This window comes from Blautia sp. 2227st1_G12_2227SCRN_220401 (assembly GCF_039062885.1).
Taxonomy (GTDB): Bacteria; Bacillota; Clostridia; order Lachnospirales; family Lachnospiraceae; genus Blautia_A; species Blautia_A fusiformis.
The window spans coordinates 1-16,586 of the sequence record NZ_JBCLNI010000034.1; the positions used below are offsets into that span (position 1 = coordinate 1).

The following is a 16,586-nucleotide window of genomic DNA, read 5'->3' on the forward strand; positions in this document are numbered from 1 at the left end:
GTCCAAATACAGGCATGAAGAAAAAACTCTGCAATTTGAAGTAAACACCAAATACTGCAGTTGCAGTGACTGTAAACTGTACCAGGATCAGATTCATGCAGTAGGTCATGATAGAACTGATGGACTGCATGATGATCGATGGAATACCTACTGCATAAATATGGCCGATGATCTTAAGGTCAGGACGGAAGCCCCTGAAGCTGAGCCGGACTTCATGATTAAATTTATGGTTGCAGATTCCTGCAACGATGCAGGCTACACACTGTCCGATCACAGTAGCTACAGCAGCTCCGGTAACACCCATTTTCGGAGCACCGAACAGACCAAAGATCAGGATCGGGTCAAGGATGATGTTGGTGATGGCACCGCACAGCTGAGAAGTCATGCTGAATATGGTTTTTCCTGTGGATGTGAGCAGACGTTCAAAGAAAAACTGTCCAAGCAGACCAAAGGAGAATATCATAACTGTGCTCAGATATTCAATCCCAAATTTAAGGATCTCAGGGTCTGCGTTATGTACCTGGCTGGCATAAAATGGTTTTACTACTGTAAATCCAAGGATCAGGAAAACCAGATAGCTTAAGCCATACAGGAAAGCAGCATTGCTGGCTGTCCGATCAGCTTTTTTAAAATTCTTTTCTCCAAGGGATTTGGAAAGCAGTGCGTTCATACCCACACCGGTACCTGCACCTACTGCGATCAGAAGTGTCTGCAGTGGAAAAGCCATGGAAACTGCCGTCAGAGCATTTTCGGAAAGCATGGCAACGAAAACACTGTCTACAATATTGTACAATGCCTGCACCAGCATGGAGATCATCATTGGCAGAGACATGTTTAGTACAAGCCTTCCTACGGGCATGGTCCCCATTTTGTTTTCTGCTATGGGAGCAGATGTACTTTTTTGATTCATATTTCCTCCATTTTGTATTTTGTAGTTTTTGACCTAATTATACATATTAGCATGAAAATATGAGGGATTCAAGAAAAGAATATCCTTCTGACATTATTATAAATGGTTCATACTATAAGTATCTAAACGATTTTGATAGTTGACATGAATTTTCAGATATGCTATGATTATGAAGATTTTGAAGGACAAGAAAGAGTCTTTTCAAAGCAATTATTTTGGACCACTCCATTTTGGGGTCAAGGCCATACGGACAGCCGGGTCCACTGCCGCTGATGGTAACTTTGGTTGCCTTATTGATTGAGTTAGAAGCTCAAATTTTATAAGTTGGTTCCTTTGATAACCGTCATGCGCCTGTTGCGCAGACTTGTGAAACGGTCAATAAGAGTAGTAAAAGTATGATTGCTATATAGACTCTGACATATATCATCCGGATTCTGATCTCATGTAAATATGGGGATTCTCATATTTATATGCGATGAAAATAAAATCAGGAAGAATGATCTAAGCAGGTTTACGGTTTTGTATCGGCCTGCTTTTTTTGTGCGGATAAAGGAACTGGAAATGGAGAAGCAATGAACAGAAGTCGTTTTAAACTGGACCAGAATCATGCTCCAATTCATGAAGCTCTGGAAAAATTCCTGCGTATGAGAGTAGTACCTTTCGATGTGCCGGGACATAAAAGAGGGAGAGGAAATCCGGAGCTTACTGAATTTCTGGGACAAAAATGTGTAGGTGTGGATGTAAACAGCATGAAGCCGCTTGATAATCTCTGTCATCCTGTATCTGTGATCCGGGAAGCGGAAGAGCTGGCAGCAGATGCCTTTGGAGCAGCGCATGCATTTCTTATGGTTGGAGGAACTACAAGCTCAGTACAGACTATGGTGCTAACTGCCTGTAAGAGGGGAGATGAGATCATTCTTCCCCGAAATGTCCACAGAAGTGTGCTGAATGCGCTGGTTCTGTGCGGAGCAATCCCGGTCTATGTGAATCCGGAGGTGGATCAGAGACTTGGAATTTCTCTTGGAATGCGACGTGAACAGGTGGCAAAGGCAATTAAGGAGCACCCAAATGCGGTGGCTGTGCTGGTGAACAATCCCACCTATTATGGAATCTGCAGTGATCTTCGCGCAATTGTACGCATGGCTCATGAAGCAGGAATGCTGTGTCTGGCAGATGAGGCACATGGAACTCATTTTTATTTTGGCGGAGGTCTGCCGGTTTCGGCAATGGCAGCTGGTGCAGATATGGCGTCTGTATCCATGCATAAAAGCGGCGGAAGCCTGACCCAGTCCAGCCTTCTTCTTACAGGACCAGGTGTTCATGCCGGTTATGTCCGTCAGATCATCAATCTGACTCAGACTACTTCAGGCAGCTATCTTCTGATGTCAAGTCTTGACATTTCGCGCCGGAATCTTGCACAGCGAGGACGCCAGATTTTTCATCAGGTAGCAGATATGGCAGAGTATGCAAGGGAAGAGATCAATGCTATTGGCGGCTATTATGCATTTGGAAAAGAGCTGGTGAATGGAGATTCGGTTTTTGATTTTGACATTACGAAATTAAGTGTACATACCCTGGATATCGGACTTGCAGGGATCGAGGTTTACGATATACTGAGAGATGAATATGATATTCAGATCGAATTTGGTGATATTGGAAATATTCTGGCTTATCTGTCGATCGGAGATCGTGCCCAGGAAATAGAGCGGCTGGTAAGTGCTCTTGCGGAGATCCGCAGGCGATTCCAGAAGGATAAATCAGGATTGCTGGATCAGGAATATATCGATCCTCAGGTAGTGACAAGTCCTCAGGAAGCTTTTTATGCAGAAAAATGCAGCCTTCCTCTCAGAGAAACCGAAGGCAAAGTATGCAGCGAGTTTGTAATGTGTTATCCTCCGGGAATCCCGATTTTGGCTCCGGGGGAACGAATCACTCCGGAAATCCTGGATTATATTGAATATGCCAAGGCAAAAGGATGCAATATGACAGGCCCTGAAGATCCGGATATATTGCGTTTAAACGTACTGGCAGGGAGGTAAAGAAAATGGAAATGTGGTTTTCGGAATTTCATACACCGGATGTGAAGCATAGTATCCGGGTAAACCGTCAGCTTTATTCAAAGCAGAGTGACTATCAGAGAATTGATATTTTTGAGACACCGGAATTTGGCAGGGTGCTCACACTGGACGGTAATGTAATGCTCACAGAGCGTGACGAATTTATTTATGACGAAATGATCACTCATGTACCTATGGCTATTCACAAAGAAGCCAAAGATATTCTTGTGATCGGAGCAGGAGACGGCGGAGTTGTACGTGAACTGACCAGGTATGACCGTGTCAGCCATATTGATCTGGTAGAGATGGATCCTATGGTAGTAGAAGCCTGTCGCGCATATCTTCCGGGAAATGCCTGCAGGCTGGATGACAGGAGAGTGCACCTTCATTATGAAAATGCGTTGAAATATATACGCCGCTGCGAAAATAAATATGATCTTATTATTGTAGATTCCTCGGATCCCTTTGGCCCATCGGAGGGATTATTTACCCGTGAATTTTACGGAAACTGCTATAATGCGCTGAAGGCGGATGGAATCATGGTTAATCAGCAGGGAAGTCCTTTTTATTCCGAGGATGCGCATGCCATGCAGCGCAGTCACAAAAGAATTGCCAGTACTTTCCAGATCAGCCGTGTTTACCAGGCCCATATTCCTACCTTTGCTGCCGGCTACTGGCTGTTTGGCTTTGCAAGTAAAAAATATCATCCTGTGGATGACCTGGATTCGAAGGCATGGAATTCACTGAATCTTCGCACCCGTTACTATACTACAAGGCTTCACAAAGGTGCATTTTATCTTCCGGCTTTTCTGGAGGAAATGCTTCAGGAGGTGGAGGACTGATTTATGATCTTACCAAATATTGAAAATTTTATCGGTTGTGACAGCAGCTTTGAGGAAGCAGAAATTGTTCTTTACGGAGCTCCCTTTGATTCGACCACAAGCTTTCGTCCGGGAGCCAGGTTCGGTCCTTCTGCCATTCGTCATGAAAGCTTTGGACTGGAAACCTACAGCCCTTATCAGGATCGTGACCTTATGGATATCCGGGCATTTGACAGTGGAGATCTGGAACTTTGCTTCGGCAGCAGTGAAAAGGCGCTTGCTGATATACAGGATCGTGCAGAGGAAATCCTGAAAGAGGGAAAAATGCCGCTGCTTCTGGGGGGAGAGCATCTGGTGACACTGGCTGCTGTGAGAGCTGTCGCCGGGAGATATCCGGGACTTCATATTATTCATTTTGATGCGCACGCAGATTTAAGAGACGATTATCTTGGAGCCCATTTAAGTCATGCGTGTGTTATCCGCAGATGCTATGATATTCTGGGAGATGGGCGGATACATCAGTTTTGTATCCGAAGCGGGGAAAGAGAAGAATTCCTGTTTGCAAAAGAGCATACAGATTTTCATCCCTTTACCTTTGAAGGCCTGGAAGAAACCGTACAGGAATTGGCCAGGAAGCAGGTTCCGGTATATTTTACCATTGATCTGGACTGTCTGGATCCATCTGTATTTCCAGGAACCGGTACACCGGAGGCAGGAGGCGTAAGCTTCCTTGAATTGCTCGCTGCTATCCGGAAGGTATCAGAATTAAATATTGTGGGAGCAGATGTTAATGAGCTGGCACCTATGCTGGATCCAAGCGGTGTTTCCACAGCTACAGCATGTAAGGTGGTCAGGGAACTGCTGCTGGCGGTGGCAAAATAAAAACAGTTACGAAAATTGAGTATAAAAAAGGAGACAAAAAACATGAGCAGAGTACTTGTAATCGGCTGCGGCGGAGTAGCCAGTGTAGCAATTCAGAAGTGTTGTCAGGCAGATACTGTATTTACAGAACTGTGTATAGCAAGCAGGACAAAAGAAAAATGTGATGCACTTGCCCGGAAACTGAAAGGAAAAACAAAAACAGTTATTACCACCGCAAAGGTGGATGCAGATGATGTAAACCAGCTGATCCAGCTGATCAATAGTTACAAACCGGATCTGGTAATGAACATTGCGCTTCCGTACCAGGATCTGACCATCATGGATGCATGTCTGGCATGTGGTGTAAACTATATGGATACGGCAAACTATGAGCCGGAGGATACGGATGATCCCAAATGGCGTGCTATTTACGAAAAACGCTGCAAGGAAGCGGGATTTTCCGCATATTTTGATTATTCCTGGCAGTGGGCATACCGGAAGAAATTTGAAGAGGCAGGACTTACAGCACTTCTTGGCTGCGGCTTTGACCCGGGTGTTACCCAGGCATATTGTGCATATGCATTAAAGCATGAGTTCGACCAGATCGATACCATTGATATTCTGGACTGCAATGGAGGAGACCACGGATATGCATTTGCAACCAACTTTAATCCGGAAATCAATCTTCGTGAGGTAAGTGCGCCCGGAAGCTACTGGGAGAATGGACACTGGGTGGAAATTCCTCCGATGGCGATCAAGCGGGAATATGATTTTGATCAGGTCGGCGATAAAGATATGTATCTTCTGCATCACGAGGAGATCGAGTCCCTTGCTCAGACAATTCCGGGTGTAAAGAGAATCCGTTTCTTTATGACCTTCGGACAGAGCTATCTGGATCACATGCGCTGTCTGGAGGATGTGGGAATGCTTTCTACTACTCCGATCAACTATAATGGACAGGAAATCGTTCCTATCCAGTTTTTGAAGGCTCTTCTCCCGGATCCGGCCAGCCTGGGTCCACGTACTAAGGGAAAAACTAATATTGGCTGCATTTTCACCGGGGTAAAGGATGGAAAAGAGAAAACCTATTATATTTACAATGTTTGTGACCACCAGGAATGTTATAAAGAGGTTGGAAGTCAGGCAATCAGCTATACGACAGGCGTTCCGGCTATGTGCGGAGCATTAATGATGCTTACCGGAAAATGGATCCGCCCGGGAGTGTACACAGTAGAAGAATTTGACCCGGATCCGTTCCTGGAAGCACTTGACAAATATGGACTTCCACGCAGCGAAAATCATGATCCGGAGCTGGTGGATTAATGGAAAGAACAGATACAAGACCACCCTTTGCAGCGTCCGGCGGAATTATTCCGCCGGAGCTGCGGAAGATCAAAACACCTTGTTATGTTCTCGACGAAGCGGCGCTTATAAAAAATGCAGAATTAATGGGGAATATTGCCAAAAGAACAGGCTGCAAAATGCTCCTGGCACAGAAGGCTTTCAGTAATTATGACTGCTATCATCTTTTGGAACCTTATCTGACGGGAACAGAAGCAAGCGGACTGTACGAAGCCAGGCTTGGTGCCCAGGAGATGCCTGGAAAAGAGGTACATGTATTTTGCGCCGGATATCGTGAGGATGAATTTGAGGAGCTGCTTAGCTTTGCAGATCATATAGTGTTTAACTCTCCTTCTCAGCTTCTTCGCTTTGGAAAAAGAGTGAAGGAGGCCGGGAAAAGTGCAGGGCTTCGGATCAATCCGGAATGCTCTACCCAGGAGGGACATGCTATTTATGATCCCTGTGCCCCAGGCAGCCGCATGGGTACCACAAGAGCACAATGGGAGACTGCTGTGAGAAAGCATCCGGAGCTGATCGGATTATTGGATGGTATTCATTTTCACACCCTTTGTGAGCAGGACTCTTCTGATCTGGAAACTACGCTTACAGCAGTAAAGACGAAATTCGGAGATCTGATTTCTCAGATGAAATGGCTGAATCTGGGAGGAGGACATCATATTACAAGACCAGGCTATGATATTGCACGGCTTGAGAAGTGCATCAGAGCAGCAAAGGAAGAATGGAAGGTAGATGTTTATCTGGAGCCCGGAGAGGCATGGGCCTTAAATGCAGGATTCTTTTTGACAACTGTTCTGGATGTGCTGCAAAATGGTGATACCCGGCTTGCAATTTTGGATGGAAGTGCTGCCTGTCATATGCCGGATGTTCTGGAAATGCCTTATCGTCCTCCTCTTCTTGGAGCAGATGAACCGGGAGAAAATGCAGTCACAATCCGGCTCGGAGGACCAACCTGCCTGTCAGGAGATATCATAGGAGATTACAGCTTTTCAGAGCCGTTGAAGTACGGAGACATTCTCATGTTTGGTGATATGGCCATTTATACAACCTGCAAGAACAATACCTTTAATGGAATGCCTTTGCCTGATATATGGCTGAGACATGGCGATAAAACCATGGAACGTCTTACTGATTTTGGGTATGAAGATTTTAAAGGCAGACTTGGACGCTGCAGGAAATAAGGGCAGTTTTTTTGAAAAATAATGCTGAACATAATATCCAACACCATTTTTTTATATAGTCTGGTCCAATGATCATAATCTGACATGGTGTAGCTATTGGTGTCATAAATACAGGAAATACTGGGATTATTTCATGTTTCAAAAAGGTGTGGATCTGCATTTGGTTAAGATAATTTGACAGGTTCTTATAAAACAAATAAAGTTGATAAAATATGTAAAGTTTTAGTTGGATTTTAAGTATTTTGTGGTACACTAATATAGTATATCAAAAATGGGAGGGAGATTCAAAAATGAGCAAAAACGAAGGAAAAGGGTTAAAGTCTTTTAACAAGGGATTTCAAGTGCCTGATACCTACATTATCATCTTTTTTGTAGTTGTTTTCGCAGCACTTATGACATTTCTTGTACCAAAGGGATTTTACGAAACCCAGGATATTTCATATATGATCAATGGTGTTGAGAAAACCCGTACAGTAATCAAAGACGGAAGTTTCCAGTATCTGACAGATGATACAGGAAATGTAGTAACAGAAGGAGTAGCACTCTTTAGTGGAGATGGTGGAACAGGATTTTTTAACTATATGTATAACGGAATCGTAAATAGTTCTGCAATCGAGATTATCGCATTTCTTATGGTAGTAGGTGGTGCATTCGGTATCATGATCCGTACAGGTGCGATTGAATCCGGATTGATCGGATTGATCCGTAAGGCAGAGGGAGCAGAAAAACTACTGATTCCGATACTTTTCGTACTGTTTTCTCTTGGTGGAGCAGTTTTCGGGATGGGAGAAGAAGCGCTTCCGTTTACTATGATTCTTTGTCCGTTGTTTGTAGCAGTTGGATATGATTCAGTTATCGCAGTTCTTGTTACTTATGTTGCAACACAGATTGGTTTTGGTTCATCTTGGATGAATCCATTCTCTGTAGGTATTGCACAGGGTATTGCAGGTATTGACGTATTCTCCGGAGCAGGATTCCGTATGGTAATGTGGGTAGTATTTACAGCACTCGGCTGTGGAATGACTATGTTCTATGCATCAAAGATCAAAAAGACTCCGACAATCTCAATCGCATATAAGACTGATTCATATTTCCGTGAGCAGAATGAAAAAACAGGAATTGACGAAGGACATTCATTTGGTCTTGGACACATTTTAGTTCTTCTGACACTGGCTGCTACAGTAGTATGGGTAGTTTGGGGAGTTATGACTCAAGGATACTACATGCCGGAGATTGCTACACAGTTCTTTATTATGGGAATTGTTTCCGGTGTGATCGGAGTTATCTTTAAACTGAACGATATGAAACTAAATGATATTGCAATATCATTCAAAGATGGAGCAAAAGATCTGATTGGTGCTGCACTTGTTGTTGCTATGGCACAGGGTATTATGCAGGTTCTTGGTGGATCTGATCCGACCACACCTACAGTTATCAATACAATTATGTATAATATTTCAAATGCATTGTCTGGAGTTTCCGGAGCGGTTGCAGCAGTACTTATGTATCTGTTCCAGTCCGTATTTAACTTCTTTGTTGTATCCGGAACAGGACAGGCTGCGATCACAATGCCGATCATGGCTCCACTGTCAGACCTGTTAGGTGTTTCACGACAGACAGCTGTAGTTGCATTCCAGCTTGGTGATGCATTTACAAATCTGATTGTTCCTACATCCGGATGTCTGATCGGATCTCTTGCAATTGCAAAGATCGAGTGGTCTAACTGGATTAAATTCATGTGGAAATTCCTTGGCGTCTTAATGATTGGTGCAATCATTACAGTTCTTATTGCAGTTGGGATTGGATTCTAAAACATGCATTGGATAATTGGGAGTGATTTATGATGAAATTAATTCAGAATATTGATGTTTATGCTCCACAGCATCTGGGGAAAAAAGATGTACTTATGATCAATGATAAGATTATTAAGATTAAAGATGCAGGTTCTATATCCGCAGACGGATTTCTTTCTGAGGCAGAAATGATCAATGGAGAGGGGTTACTTTTAACTCCGGGATTCATTGATAGTCATGTTCATGTACTAGGAGGCGGTGGCGAAGGTGGATTCGCCAATCGTACTCCGGAAGCAACTATGGAAGGACTTACGAAGTTTGGAGTAACAACAGTTGTTGGCTGCCTTGGAACAGATGGAATCGGTCGTGATATATGTGCACTGGTTGCAAAGACAAAAGGATTGAATGAGCAGGGAATGTCTGCATACTGTTATACAGGCAGTTATCAGATTCCGGTTCATACGTTGACTGACAGTATTGTGAAAGATATTATGATGATTCAGGAAATCATTGGAACTGGAGAAATCGCGATTTCTGATCATCGGTCTTCACAGCCGACTTTTGAGGAATTTGTACGTGTCGTTGCGGATACAAGACTTGGTGGTGTTCTTTCTGGGAAAGCTGGTATTGTAAATGTTCATCTTGGTGACAGTCCGAGATGCTTAGATCTTATTGAACGGGTGGTAGATGAGACAGAGATACCGACTTCTCAAATACTGCCAACACATATCAATCGAAATGAGCTGCTTTTCTGTAAGTCAATGGAATATGCGCTGAAAGGCGGAGCAGTAGATTTTACCGGAAATGAAGATATTGACTATTGGGAAACTATCTGTGATGAGGTACGAGTATGTAATGGTATCAAACGGATGTTAGATGCAGGAGTAAATCCTAACCGCATGACAATTTCTTCTGATGGACAGGGAAGCCTTCCGATGTACAGTAGTGATGGCGAATTCCTTGGAATGGGCGTTGGACAGTCCAGCTGCCTTCTGAAGGAAGTTAAAGAGTGTGTGTTTAAAGCGGATATCCCGTTGGAAATTGCACTTTCAACAATAACATCCAATCCGGCAGAAATCCTTTGCCTTAATGGAAAAGGAAAGATTGAAGAGGGCTATGATGCGGATCTTTGTATCCTGGATCAGGACCTGCAGCTTGTTGAGGTAATAGCAAGAGGTAAAACAGTGTATACAAAATAGAATCAGAAATATCCGGTATAAGAACAGATGTGTTCCGTACCGGATATTTTACTAGTATACATTCTAATAGATGGGGGCAAAATAATGCTGACTTATACATATGTTTCAAAGGGAAAATTTGAACTAATGGAAAAACCGAAACCAGTGCTCATGCATGAACGAGATGCCATTGTAAAGGTGACACTGGCCAGCATCTGTTCCAGTGACCTGCATATTAAACACGGAAGTGTTCCGCGTGCAGTCCCGGGAATTACAGTTGGCCATGAGATGGTAGGTATTGTTGAGGCAGTCGGTTCTAAGGTGACGCATGTAAAACCGGGAGACCGGGTGACTGTAAATGTAGAAACCTTTTGCGGAGAGTGTTTTTTCTGTAAGAAAGGATATGTAAACAATTGTACCGACAAGAATGGTGGCTGGGCACTTGGCTGTCGTATCGATGGGGGACAGGCAGAATATGTCCGGGTTCCTTTTGCAGATCAGGGATTGAATAAAATCCCGGAAGGTGTTACGGACAGACAGGCTTTACTGGTAGGAGATGTTCTTGCTACTGGTTATTGGGCAGCACGTATTTCTGAAATCACAGAGGAAGATACTGTACTGATCATTGGAGCCGGTCCAACAGGAATATGTACTTTACTTAGTGTTATGCTGAAAAATCCAGCGAAGATCATTATATGTGAAAAGGACGAGACACGTATTCGCTTTATTAATGAGCATTATCCGGAGACTCTTACTGTTTCACCGGAAGACTGTAAAGAGTTTGTTAAGACTAATAGTGAGCATGGTGGAGCTGATGCAGTCCTTGAAGTTGCCGGAGCAGAATCGACATTTAAACTGGCGTGGGAATGTGCCCGACCAAATGCAATCGTGACAGTGGTTGCGCTTTACGATAAAGCGCAGATGTTACCACTCCCAGATATGTATGGTAAAAATCTCACTTTTAAAACAGGTGGAGTGGATGGCTGCGATTGCGAAGAAATTCTGAAGCTGATATCAGAAGGTAAGATCAACACGGAACCGCTGATTACGCATACATATCCGTTAAACAGGATTGAAGAGGCATATGAATTGTTCGAAAATAAGAGAGATGGTGTGATTAAAGTAGCAGTGGAATGCTGAGAAACAGGTACGGGAGGCTGAACAATAGTGAGTTTATCACAAGTAATTTTACCCGTGATCATAATGCTTATTATTGGGATAATCTGCAGAGAGAAAAAACTGATCCGCCCAGAGGGAATTGAAGGACTTCAGGCATTGGTTATGAATTTTACACTTCCAATCTCATTGTTTTATACTTTTTATCGGGCAAGTATTAAAGCAGATACTGTGATATTTCCAGTTACCTTCTTCGGAGTGACCGCAGGTGGGATTTTTGCAGGAAGGCTGCTTTGTAAACTTGTAAAAGAAAAGGATATCTATTTTCCCTTTACACTGACAGGATATGAGGCTGGAATGCTGGGATATGCTTTGTTTGGTATTCTGCTTGGAAATGATAAGATCACGCAATAACTTGCTTAATCTTGCCCCATTTTGCCAAGATGGCAGCTAAAACACACATTTCACAAATCCCCGAAATCCATTGCAAAACAGGGCATTTCCGGGCAAATCAAGGAGAAATAAAACAATGATAAAAATATTTTTCATCTGCCACGGCACTCTTTGAAAGATTCTTCAAAAAGCCAGTAAAATCAAGGTCTGGAAGGCATAGGCGGTTAGAAAATAACCCGAAAATAACCCATGGGATTTTGTGCAGATATTACATGTAAATATAGATGATGTTTGGGATGCAACATGATAGAAGAGCTGTAAGATTTTGAAAAGAAAATCTTATGGCTTTTTTTGCAAACAAATAGAAGAGGAAAATAGTGGTGAAAAAGTTATTGACATACACCACGAATATAGTTATAATTCTAAATGTTTGAATTATAACTATTTATATGATAAAAGAAGGAGCTAAATAATAAATGGATGATTCATTTCACTACCTGTCTATGATAAACCATATGACTGTCCAGAAAAAACTAATGGAACAGCTGGCAGACACAGGCCTTACCTTGGGACAGCCCAAAGTATTGGATTATCTGAAAGATCACGATGGTGCCAGCCAGAAAGAGATTGCGGCAGGATGCCTCATCGAGGCAGGATCTTTAACGTCCATTTTGAACCGTATGGAAGAAAAAGGTCTGATCGAAAGAAAAATGCTCAATGGAAACCGTCGTACTTTTCATATTTTTATGACAGAATCCGGAAAGAAAAATCAGAAGCTTGTGGAGGAGGCTTTTAAGAAAATAGAAAAAACTGCATTAAATGGTATTTCCGAAGAAGAGCAGAAGTTGTTTATGGATATTTTTTGCCGAATCTACCGAAATCTTGCAGATATGAAATGATCCGACGATAAAAAAATATGAAATGAGGAGGAAATAAGAAATGGAGAAACTAAAACGATATTTAATATTTCTGGTGGGATTATTTGTAAACTCCCTGGGAGTCAGTCTGATCACAAAGGCAAACCTAGGAACATCCCCGATTTCATCAATTCCTTACGTATTAAGTCTTAATTTTCCATTTACACTTGGAAACTTTACCATCTTTTTCAGTATATTTCTGATCGTACTGCAGTTGATCATCCTGAGAAAGAACTTTAAATTGGAGCATATCCTTCAGATTCCGGCATCCATCATATTTGGATATTTTATTGATCTTACCATGATTCTTTTTTCCTGGGTCAATCCGGAAGCGTACATCATGAAGATTGTATATCTTCTCATCGGATGTCTGATTCTTGGCGTAGGTGTATATATGGAGGTCTTGGCAGACGTTGTCATGCTTCCGGGAGAATCTTTTGTCCGTGCTATTGTTCTTACATGGAAAACAAATTTCGGAACAACCAAGATCTGTTTTGATGTATCCATGTCAGTGATCGCTGCTGTACTTTCTTTCGTATTTGCAGGAAGACTGGCTGGTGTAAGAGAAGGTACCGTTATTGCTGCCCTTCTGGTAGGCTTTATCGCCAGACTCATCGGTAAGAAACTTGTATTCCTGAAAGATATGATTTTCTTGGAAAGCGTATCTGCAGAAAACGAGAACGAAGCAAAAGAACAGACAGCAGGAACCTATGGAAAAAATGTTATCGCCATTGGAAGACAGTTTGGAAGTGGCGGCCACGATATTGGCAAGATTCTTGCAGAAAAGTTGGGATATGATTTTTATGATGCGGAGATTATCCAGATGACAGCAGGAACCACCGGATACACACCGGAATTCATCAAGAAAAACGAAGAGATCATGACAAACAGTCTCATCTATGATCTGGTTAATCAGATGTATCTGAATGCGGATATGCAGGATGAAGCGCCGAAGGATAAAATTTTCGAGGCAGAATGTCAGGTTGTACGTAATCTTGCGAAAAAAGGCAACTGCGTGATAGTAGGCCGTTGTGCAGATTACGTTCTCAGAAATTCCGGAAACTGTCTGAAAGTATTTTTTTCAGCGCCTCTTGTGAGCAGAATTAGAAGAGTGGCACAGAGACAGAATATCTCGGAGGGAGAAGCCAAAGCTACGGTTCAGAAAAATGAAAAACTCCGTGCAGATAACTACCGTTATTACACCCGCCGCATGTGGGGTGCAGCCGGAAACTTTGATCTCAGCCTGAATACAGATTTGGGAGAAGAATATATTGAGAACTGCATCCGCAGTGCTATGAAACTGTAAAAATATATAAAGCCTTATAATATTTGTCGTAAATGATATAGCCCCTTAAGGAACAGTCAATCTAAAAATCATATTTGAGGGACATATCATTTGCAGTAATATTATAAGGCTTTTTCTTTTCTACTGTATACAGATAAGACACATACAGGACTTATAAAGTATTTCGGTATTCCGCTGGTGTCATATGGAACTTTTTCTCAAAAATTTTATAAAAATGCGTAATGTTGGAATAACCGATCTCTTCCATGACAGCAGTAACAGAACGATCAGGCTGCTTTAACATTTTCGCCGCTCTGGACAGACGGATATTCTGGATAAGAGAAGAAAAAGTCTGTCCCGTATAATTTTTTAGGATAAAAAGCAGGAATCCTCGGCAATTCAATTACCGAGATGAAAGCGTAAACTGTGCATGTCTACACTCATAATGAATGAAAAGATTGCAGAAAAGTACAACACAACACCAGAAGAGGTACGCAGAGAAATGCAGATAGCCATAGATGCAGGATTTGATAATCCTGATCCGGCTGTGCAGGAAGTATTTATGGGAAACCTGAATCCGGTCATAAGGAAGGTGAACCGGATGTAGTAGGAACATTTTCCGTAAATCGGGATGAAAATTTAACCGTGATGGCTAACCGGGGAGATATTGAGGATTGATGTTCGCTGATAATAGGTATCTATGATATCCTGTAAAGTAATCATATTCATTTTTTCTTCAGCAGTTTTTTGGATTTCATTATAGAATTCCTGTAAAGATAACTGAATATTAATGCCAACGCCGCAATCAGGGTTGGTATGAGTATCTAAATGGAGCAGCGGCTTCTCGCCTTCAACTGCTTTATAAATATCCAGCAATGTAATCTGATCTGCTGGTTTTGAAAGAGAAGGACGGGCATGTCCGGCTACACTGGTCATAAGTCCGGCTTTTTTTAGTTTTAACATAAGCTGGCGTACAAAGCCGGGATTTGTATGGACACTTTCTGCAATTGAGGCACTGGAGAGAGATTTTTCCTGGTTGATAGCAATCAGAACCATCACATGAACAGTATCGCTTAATTTTGTTGAATATTTCATGATAAGAAACTCCTTATAGTATGATATAATGATTTTTTTCACATTTTTGAGACAAAAATATTTCTGGTTTGTCTAAAACATTTCAAGTTCTCAACAGTTCTTCTTAATGTGTTGAGAAACTGTGCATATTTATTATTTTGATGATTGTAAATAATATAATTACAACTATAATGAAATTTAAAGGAAAAGTCAACACAGTAATGAAACTTACGGAGGAGTGTATAATATGCTGATCGTAGACAAATCTATGAAACTATGACTGAGGTAATGAGTTTTGTCCAGGAATGGATAAAAGAGAATCCGGACAAAGTTAGATTTATGAGAACACTAAAATCCTTGTATAAACATTGATTATTACATGATACTATAAATGTTCACAAAGGAGAGCTTATGGAATACAAAAATCAAACAGAAAATCGTGCATTTCAGGAAATGTTGCAGGCAGCAGTAAAACGGCTGCAAAATCGTTCCGGAGAGGATCTTGCTGCAAAAAGTGGGGCTGTTTTTCATAGCAGTCGAAATGTGCTTGAAGTACTGAGTTTTTATGAAACGATTGAAATTCAACTCCCTGAGTTTCGTATTAACTCAAACATGGACGAATGGCATTATCTGACATTGCTGCATTATCTGGATATGGCCGATGGAACAGAAGGTTCACAGAAGCTCATTACTTTTGGTAACCTGAAAGATGGAATGATTCGAGGAACCAAGTTTGACCGGACTGCAGAGCAGAAACTGGAAAAGCTTTTGCAGGATAAAGATCCTGAGAAAATTCAGAAAGCATGTAAAAACCTGGGTGCAGAATTCACAGAGACAAAGGCGGATTTGTGTGCTGTTTTTCCAGTCCTGCCAAGATATCCGGTAACTTTAAAGATATGGTTTGCAGATGAAGAATTTCCTGCATCTGGCAAAATATTTCTTCAGGATCATGCCGATCATTATCTGAGTGTAGAAGATGCGGTAACAATTGGAGAAATTTTGCTGCAAAAATTATCGGAAGCATTTTCTTCCCTCTGATCATGGATCAGAAAACTTTCCAGTCCGGCTTTGATAAATTTGTCAATTGTTGTCTGAATCTGTTTCCAGTCATTACAGTGATTGCGTAGCATCAGTCTGTTGATGGAAAGGCAGCCATTCATTTGAAAATAAAAAACCGATTCTGCCTGCTCAAAGGTCAGGAGGCTGTGTGACATAAGCCAGGTCACATAGCCTTCTTTTGTATTTTCTGCTAATTTTTCCAGAAGAATGGGGGCAATTGCATCATCCAGAAACAGTGCCCTGTATTGTGATTCCATCTGTATTTTCTGACAGAACGGATAGGAACAGCTTTTTTGATTTAGACAGAATAAATGATCTACAGTTGTTAACATATCCTGAGTCATATCATTAAAAATATCTGATAATACATCATGGATATCGTAGTAATGAAGATAAAAAGTGCCACGGTTGATTTCAGCATTTTTGCAGATCTCTGTAACTGTAATTTTCGTAAAACTCTTCTGCTTTAACAATTCTAAGAACGTATCTTTTATGGTTTGCCTGGTATAGCGGGTACGGCGATCTTGTTTTCTCGTTTTTTCTGACATTATATACTCCTGTATTATTTGGTATCATATGATT

General features: G+C 41.8%; 16 protein-coding genes. 13 read left to right on the forward strand and 3 right to left on the reverse strand.

Features of this window, described 5'->3' with window-relative positions:
• Positions 1-910, reverse strand: a 910-nt coding sequence (locus tag ABCM67_RS14105) for an MATE family efflux transporter (RefSeq protein WP_342992933.1), incomplete at its 3' end; no start/stop codon positions are given.
• Positions 911-1,482: 572 nt separating this feature from the next.
• Here ABCM67_RS14105 and ABCM67_RS14110 point away from each other — a divergent pair.
• The 12 genes from ABCM67_RS14110 (at position 1,483) to ABCM67_RS14165 (ending at position 14,478) form a co-directional block, all read left to right on the forward strand.
• Positions 1,483-2,949, forward strand: a complete 1,467-nt coding sequence (locus ABCM67_RS14110) for an aminotransferase class V-fold PLP-dependent enzyme (RefSeq protein WP_015524484.1) — start codon at positions 1,483-1,485, stop codon at positions 2,947-2,949.
• Between the two features lie 5 nt (positions 2,950-2,954).
• Complete coding sequence (gene speE, locus ABCM67_RS14115) at positions 2,955-3,809, forward strand: polyamine aminopropyltransferase (protein ID WP_015524485.1); 855 nt, start codon at positions 2,955-2,957, stop codon at positions 3,807-3,809.
• A 3-nt stretch (positions 3,810-3,812) separates the two neighbouring features.
• Complete coding sequence (gene speB / locus ABCM67_RS14120) at positions 3,813-4,670, forward strand: agmatinase (RefSeq protein WP_342992934.1); 858 nt, start codon at positions 3,813-3,815, stop codon at positions 4,668-4,670.
• Positions 4,671-4,712: 42 nt separating this feature from the next.
• Positions 4,713-5,972, forward strand: coding sequence for a saccharopine dehydrogenase family protein (locus ABCM67_RS14125; RefSeq protein WP_342992935.1), 1,260 nt, complete (start codon positions 4,713-4,715; stop codon positions 5,970-5,972).
• On the forward strand, positions 5,972-7,189 hold the full coding sequence (locus ABCM67_RS14130) for a carboxynorspermidine decarboxylase (RefSeq protein WP_092070382.1): 1,218 nt from the start codon (positions 5,972-5,974) through the stop codon (positions 7,187-7,189). Before ABCM67_RS14125 ends, ABCM67_RS14130 begins: the two co-directional genes overlap by 1 nt.
• Before the next feature lie 290 nt (positions 7,190-7,479).
• A complete protein-coding gene (gene yfcC, locus ABCM67_RS14135) occupies positions 7,480-9,000 on the forward strand; it encodes a putative basic amino acid antiporter YfcC (protein ID WP_021650661.1) in 1,521 nt (506 codons plus the stop codon).
• A gap of 32 nt (positions 9,001-9,032) precedes the next feature.
• Complete coding sequence (gene iadA, locus ABCM67_RS14140) at positions 9,033-10,181, forward strand: beta-aspartyl-peptidase (protein WP_147603489.1); 1,149 nt, start codon at positions 9,033-9,035, stop codon at positions 10,179-10,181.
• Between the two features lie 84 nt (positions 10,182-10,265).
• Positions 10,266-11,300, forward strand: coding sequence for a Zn-dependent alcohol dehydrogenase (locus ABCM67_RS14145; RefSeq protein ID WP_044960967.1), 1,035 nt, complete (start codon positions 10,266-10,268; stop codon positions 11,298-11,300).
• A 27-nt stretch (positions 11,301-11,327) separates the two neighbouring features.
• Complete coding sequence (locus ABCM67_RS14150) at positions 11,328-11,690, forward strand: AEC family transporter (protein WP_147603418.1); 363 nt, start codon at positions 11,328-11,330, stop codon at positions 11,688-11,690.
• 455 nt (positions 11,691-12,145) lie between these two features.
• Entirely contained in the window at positions 12,146-12,568 is a 423-nt protein-coding gene (locus ABCM67_RS14155; RefSeq protein ID WP_015524496.1) for a MarR family transcriptional regulator, read from the forward strand.
• A 40-nt stretch (positions 12,569-12,608) separates the two neighbouring features.
• Positions 12,609-13,892, forward strand: coding sequence for a cytidylate kinase family protein (locus ABCM67_RS14160; protein WP_147603417.1), 1,284 nt, complete (start codon positions 12,609-12,611; stop codon positions 13,890-13,892).
• 424 nt (positions 13,893-14,316) lie between these two features.
• Positions 14,317-14,478, forward strand: coding sequence for a sporulation initiation factor Spo0A C-terminal domain-containing protein (locus tag ABCM67_RS14165; protein WP_227589032.1), 162 nt, complete (start codon positions 14,317-14,319; stop codon positions 14,476-14,478).
• Positions 14,479-14,510: 32 nt separating this feature from the next.
• Here ABCM67_RS14165 and ABCM67_RS14170 read toward each other — a convergent pair whose 3' ends face one another.
• Entirely contained in the window at positions 14,511-14,966 is a 456-nt protein-coding gene (locus tag ABCM67_RS14170; RefSeq protein ID WP_110102406.1) for an Rrf2 family transcriptional regulator, read from the reverse strand.
• A gap of 390 nt (positions 14,967-15,356) precedes the next feature.
• Here ABCM67_RS14170 and ABCM67_RS14175 point away from each other — a divergent pair, with 390 nt between their 5' ends.
• On the forward strand, positions 15,357-15,983 hold the full coding sequence (locus ABCM67_RS14175; protein ID WP_147603415.1) for a DUF3786 domain-containing protein: 627 nt from the start codon (positions 15,357-15,359) through the stop codon (positions 15,981-15,983).
• Here the strand turns inward: ABCM67_RS14175 and ABCM67_RS14180 are convergent.
• Positions 15,905-16,552 carry a TetR/AcrR family transcriptional regulator gene (locus ABCM67_RS14180; RefSeq protein WP_147603414.1) on the reverse strand — a complete coding sequence of 216 codons (648 nt, stop codon included), beginning with the start codon at positions 16,550-16,552 and terminating at the stop codon, positions 15,905-15,907. The two genes, ABCM67_RS14175 and ABCM67_RS14180, sit on opposite strands and share 79 nt — an antisense overlap.
• Between the last annotated feature and the right edge of the window lie 34 nt (positions 16,553-16,586).

Excerpts from the sequence above, each read along its gene's own strand:
- ABCM67_RS14110 (WP_015524484.1), top strand. The coding sequence starts at position 1,483 with ATGAACAGAAGTCGTTTTAAACTGGACCAGAATCATGCTCCAATTCAT.
- speE (WP_015524485.1), top strand. The coding sequence starts at position 2,955 with ATGGAAATGTGGTTTTCGGAATTTCATACACCGGATGTGAAGCATAGT.
- speB (WP_342992934.1), top strand. The coding sequence starts at position 3,813 with ATGATCTTACCAAATATTGAAAATTTTATCGGTTGTGACAGCAGCTTT.
- ABCM67_RS14125 (WP_342992935.1), top strand. The coding sequence starts at position 4,713 with ATGAGCAGAGTACTTGTAATCGGCTGCGGCGGAGTAGCCAGTGTAGCA.
- ABCM67_RS14130 (WP_092070382.1), top strand. The coding sequence starts at position 5,972 with ATGGAAAGAACAGATACAAGACCACCCTTTGCAGCGTCCGGCGGAATT.
- yfcC (WP_021650661.1), top strand. The coding sequence starts at position 7,480 with ATGAGCAAAAACGAAGGAAAAGGGTTAAAGTCTTTTAACAAGGGATTT.
- iadA (WP_147603489.1), top strand. The coding sequence starts at position 9,033 with ATGAAATTAATTCAGAATATTGATGTTTATGCTCCACAGCATCTGGGG.
- ABCM67_RS14145 (WP_044960967.1), top strand. The coding sequence starts at position 10,266 with ATGCTGACTTATACATATGTTTCAAAGGGAAAATTTGAACTAATGGAA.
- ABCM67_RS14155 (WP_015524496.1), top strand. The coding sequence starts at position 12,146 with ATGGATGATTCATTTCACTACCTGTCTATGATAAACCATATGACTGTC.
- ABCM67_RS14160 (WP_147603417.1), top strand. The coding sequence starts at position 12,609 with ATGGAGAAACTAAAACGATATTTAATATTTCTGGTGGGATTATTTGTA.
- ABCM67_RS14165 (WP_227589032.1), top strand. The coding sequence starts at position 14,317 with ATGAATGAAAAGATTGCAGAAAAGTACAACACAACACCAGAAGAGGTA.
- ABCM67_RS14170 (WP_110102406.1), bottom strand. The coding sequence starts at position 14,966 with ATGAAATATTCAACAAAATTAAGCGATACTGTTCATGTGATGGTTCTG.
- ABCM67_RS14175 (WP_147603415.1), top strand. The coding sequence starts at position 15,357 with ATGGAATACAAAAATCAAACAGAAAATCGTGCATTTCAGGAAATGTTG.
- ABCM67_RS14180 (WP_147603414.1), bottom strand. The coding sequence starts at position 16,552 with ATGTCAGAAAAAACGAGAAAACAAGATCGCCGTACCCGCTATACCAGG.